Source organism: Mesorhizobium sp. M7A.F.Ca.AU.002.02.1.1 (assembly GCF_003998535.1).
Classification (GTDB): domain Bacteria; phylum Pseudomonadota; class Alphaproteobacteria; order Rhizobiales; family Rhizobiaceae; genus Mesorhizobium; species Mesorhizobium ciceri.
Genome location: NZ_RZPB01001211.1, coordinates 1 through 1,201 on the forward strand (window position 1 = coordinate 1; position 1,201 = coordinate 1,201).

A 1,201-nucleotide genomic window follows, 5' to 3' on the forward strand; every position below is an offset into this window, starting at 1 on the left:
TCTACCGTGAGATCAGCCTGCCCGCCGCACACGGTGCCGGGCTGTTCAGCCTGCACATTCAGGGCATGTTCATCTGTTTCGTCCTGGCGGCAACGCTTCTGGTGCTGTTCATCACCAGGGTCCAGAACAACATTCGCACCCGCGACGCTCATCTTGCGGATTTGCGCCAGCAATCGGCGGAGGAGGCTCACATCGTCAGGATGGGCCTGCTCGCCTCTGGCGCCGCGCATGAGCTCGGCACGCCGCTGGCTACGCTTTCCGTCATCCTCAACGACTGGCAGCGCATGCCGGTTCTCGAGGCCGATCCGGATCTGGCGCAGGAAATCCGGGAGATGCAGGGCCAGTTGGACCGTTGCAAGAAGATCGTTTCGGGAATCCTGATGTCGTCGGGCGAATTGCGCGGCGAAGGCACGGTTCGCACCTCCGTCGATGCCTTTCTGGCGGAGCTGGTGGCCGAATGGAAGTCGACACGGCTGCCGCAAGGTTTCGAATACACCAGGCGTTTCGGCGCCAACCAGGAGATCGTCTCCGATCCCGCGCTCAAACAGGTGATGTTCAATGTACTGGACAACGCACTTGAAGCGTCGCCTCTATGGGTCGGTTTGATCGTCAGCCGCCACGCGGACGATCTCATCATCGAAGTTGTCGACGCGGGACCGGGATTTGAAGAAGCCATGCTTGCTGAATTCGGCAAGCCCTACACGTCGACCAAGAACCGGCCAGGTAGCGGGCTCGGCCTGTTTCTGGTCGTCAATGTCATCCGCAAGCTGGGGGGTAGCGTCACTGTAAGAAACAGAACCGAGGGGGGAGCTTCGGTTACGTTGCATCTGCCGCTGGCTGCTCTGTCTCCGCGAGGGCACAATGCCGACTGAACGCACGCTGCTGATCGTCGAGGACGACATCGCCTTTGCCAACGCACTGCGCCGGTCTTTCGAACGGCGTGATTACGAAACGCATAGCTGCCGGAGCGTCGACGGCGTGCAGGCGCTGATCGGCACCGTTGCCTTCCAATATGCCGTCGTCGATCTCAAGCTTGCCAGCGGCTCGGGCCTTGAGTGCGTCAGGGCGCTGCACGAACACGATCCTGAAATGCGGATCGTCGTGTTGACCGGCTTTGCCAGCATCGCCACCGCTGTCGAGGCGATCAAGCTCGGCGCCTGCCAGTATCTCGCCAAGCCCGCCAATACAGACGACATAGAAG

The 1,201-nt window shown here is 60.9% G+C and carries 2 protein-coding genes; both read left to right on the plus strand.

Going from position 1 to position 1,201, the window contains the following annotated elements; all coding sequences use genetic code 11:
• Positions 1 to 872 (plus strand): HAMP domain-containing sensor histidine kinase (locus tag EN879_RS36530; RefSeq protein WP_164774868.1); only part of this gene is annotated, 872 nt, incomplete at its 5' end.
• Positions 862 to 1,201: response regulator (locus EN879_RS36535; protein WP_127274746.1), on the plus strand; the 340-nt coding region annotated here is incomplete at its 3' end. The genes EN879_RS36530 and EN879_RS36535, both read left to right, overlap by 11 nt.